The 3,485-nt window shown below is 63.3% G+C and carries 1 protein-coding gene; it reads left to right on the forward strand.

Going from position 1 to position 3,485, the window contains the following annotated elements; all coding sequences use genetic code 11:
- Positions 1-379 precede the first annotated feature (379 nt).
- Positions 380-3,485: DNA methyltransferase (locus tag IM632_RS13430; RefSeq protein ID WP_296552463.1), on the forward strand; the 3,106-nt coding region annotated here is incomplete at its 3' end.

A 3,485-nucleotide genomic window follows, 5' to 3' on the forward strand; every position in this document is an offset into this window, starting at 1 on the left:
ACCGGGCGGCAGCTACCGCTACCTGATCCCGCGTGAGGCGGATCGCTACTACGGCGTGACCGCGCGCCTGAATTTCTGACGACAAGGGCCCGGAGCCCCAATGCTCCGGGCCCGCTCGTTGCAGGAGCGCGATCGGTCAGGCGAGGCGGGCGATCACTGCAGCCCCCTCGGGCGCACAGGTCAGCGCGGCCGCTGGCAGGAGAGAAATCATCGGATGCCGACCCAATGTCTGAGCGGCGGTGATCCTTGCGCCCTCTCCCATAGCGTCTAGGTTGTATGCGGTGAGTGGAGGGGCGGGAGGCGGAGCAGCGTGGATGTCGAGGCGTTCATTCGACGATGGTCCAAACTGGAAGGCGGCGCCGAACGGGCTAACTATGCCATGTTCCTTACGGAACTCTGTGCGGTCATTGGCGTGCCTCCACCCGACCCGGCCGGCGCTGACGTCCGGAGCAATAACTACGTGTTTGAGCGCGCCGTTCGCCCCCGCGCCAGCGACGCCCTGACTGCACCGAAGCGTATCGACCTCTACAAGCGGGACGCCTTCATTCTAGAGGCCAAGCAATCCCGCCTGCCTGGCGCCAAGAACGCCCTGCCGGGCCAGCCGGGCTTCCAGCCCGACGAACCCGAACAACTCGGCCGTCGCAGCGCTTCGCCACGCTGGGACGTGATGATGCAGAACGCGCGCAAACAGGCCGATGGCTACGTCTTCCTCCTCGATGCCGACCATGCAGCGCCCCCCTTCATCCTCACCTGCGATGTCGGCCACTGCTTCGAGCTTTATGCCGACTTTACCGGCACCGGCCGCGCCTATGGCCAGTTCCCCGACCGCAAGGGCTACCGGATCTATCTGGAGGACCTGCGTAAGGAGGAGGTGCGGGGCCTCCTCAAGACCATCTGGACTGACCCGCACAGCCTTGATCCGACCAAAAAGTCGGCCCGGGTCACCCGCGAGATCGCCGCCCGCCTCGCCGCCGTCAGCAAGCGCCTGGAGGACAACGGCGCCAACGCCGAGCATGTTGCGCATTTCCTGATGCGCTGTCTGTTCACGATGTTTGCGGAGGACACCGACTTGCTGCCCAGGGGCAGCTTCCGCCAGCTCCTGGAAAAGTCGGTCGCCGATCCCCGCCACTTCCCGCACCGCCTGAAACAGCTTTGGAAGGACATGAACACCGGTGCGGAGTTCTCGGCGATCATCGACGCCCGGGTCCGACACTTCAACGGAGGCCTGTTCAGCGACACCATGGTCTTTGAGCTGGGGCAGGCGGAGATCGGCGAACTCCTGGCCGCCGCTAGCGCCGACTGGACCCAGGTTGATCCCGCCATCTTCGGCGCCCTGCTGGAGCAGGCGCTGGACAAGGAAGAGCGCAAGCGGCTTGGCGCCCACTATACCCCACGTTCCTATGTCCAGCGGCTGGTTGACGTCACGGTGATGGAGCCGTTGCGCGCCGATTGGGAAGCCGCCCTCACCAGGGCCCAGGCCGCTAAGGACGCCGCCAAGGACGCCGACGCCGTCGAGATTGTCCGCGCCTTCCACCACCAGCTCTGCACCACCCGCGTTCTCGACCCTGCCTGCGGCACCGGCAACTTCCTCTATGTGACGCTGGAGCTGATGAAAAAGCTGGAGGGCGAAGTCATTCAGACCCTCTCTGCCCTGGGCGAGCGCCAGTCGAGCCTGGCCATCGCCGGCGAGAGTGTGGATCCGCACCAGTTCTTGGGCTTGGAACTCAACCCCCGCGCGGCGGCCATCGCCGAGCTGGTGATCTGGATCGGCTATCTGCAATGGCACTATCGCAACCACGAGAGCCATCCCGCCGAGCCTATCCTGAAGGCCTTCAAGAACATCAATTTCGGCACCCATGCCGGCTATGACGCCGTGCTGACCTGGGACGGTTATCCCCTGCCCAGCGTGGTCGAAAAGGATGGCAAGCGGGTCGAGGTCTATCCCAATCCGAGGCGGCCGGACTGGCCGGAGGCGGACTTCATTGTCGGCAACCCACCCTTCATCGGCGGCAAGGACCTGCGCTCCCGCATGGAGCCCGGCTACGCCGAGGCGCTCTGGGCGGCGCACAAAGACATGAACAATAGCGCTGACTTCGTGATGTACTGGTGGGATCGGGCGGCGGAAATCCTTGGCCGAAAAAAGTCCAAGACCCGGCGGATAGGTTTCGTGACCACCAATTCCATCAGTCAGCCCTTTCAGAGAAGGGTGATGGAGCGGCACCTGAACGCCAAAGCGCCGATTTCTCTGGTTTTCGCCGTGCCAGATCATCCCTGGACCAAGGCCACCAAGGACAGCGCAGCTGTCCGGATCAGCATGACGGTGGCTCAAGCCGGATCGCGAGAGGGTCAGCTATGGGAGGTCATCCAGGAAGGCGGCCTAGACACCGACGAGCCTTCGCTCGCCTTCAAGGTAATCCTAGGCCGCATAAATTCCGACCTCTCCGCGGGTGTGGATGTCACGAAGGCCGCCGCGTTGAGGTCAAACGATGGGTTATGCTCGCCTGGAGTTAAGCTTCACGGATCGGGCTTCATTGTTAGCCCGGCCCAGGCGGAACTCCTCGGTCTCGGGAGACGCCCGGGGCTTGAGCAGCACATCCGGCCCTACCGCAACGGCCGCGACCTCACCAGCAGGCCCCGGGGAGTCCTGGTCATTGATCTCTTTGGACTCGGTGAAGCCGAGGTTCGCCAAAACTATCCGGAGGTCTATCAGCACCTGATTTTGTCTGTGAAGACTGAGCGCGATCGCAACAATCGGGCGGTCTATCGTGAAAACTGGTGGATATTTGGGGAGCCGAGGCGAGAATTGCGACCTGCTCTCGCAAGCCTCGATCGATACATTGTAACTGTCGAGACATCTCAACACAGATTCTTTACATTTTTGCCCTCAGAGGTGATCCCTGACAACCGACTCGTCTGCTTTGCAGAAGCCGATGCCTGGATTATTGCGGCTCTTTCATCTAAGACGCACGTGACGTGGGCCCTCAAGACTGGTGGTCTTCTTGAAGATCGACCTATCTACACGAAGACTAGAGGATTCGACCCCTTCCCCTTCCCCGACCCGGATGAGAACCTCAAGGCGCAGCTCCGCGCCCTCGGCGAAGAACTCGACGCCACCCGCAAGCGGGTCCAGGCCGAACACCCTGACCTCACCCTGACCGGCCTCTACAATGTGCTGGAGAAGATTCGCGCCGGCGCCGCCCTCACCCCGGCCGACGAGGACGTCAAGCAGCGCGGCCGGGTGCTGATCCTCAAGGAATTGCACGACCAGATCGATGCGGCGACCGCCCAGGCCTATGGCTGGCCGGTCGACCTGACCGATGAGGAGATCCTGGAACGCCTTGTGGCGCTGAACGCCGAGCGCGCCCGCGAAGAGGCCGCCGGCCACGTGCGCTGGCTGCGCCCCGACTATCAGATCCCCCGCTTTGCTAAGGAGGCCAAGGCCACGACCGGTGACCTCGACCTCGGCGAGACGGTGGTCGCCCTCG

This window comes from Phenylobacterium sp., from assembly GCF_020402505.1.
Lineage (GTDB): Bacteria > Pseudomonadota > Alphaproteobacteria > Caulobacterales > Caulobacteraceae > Phenylobacterium.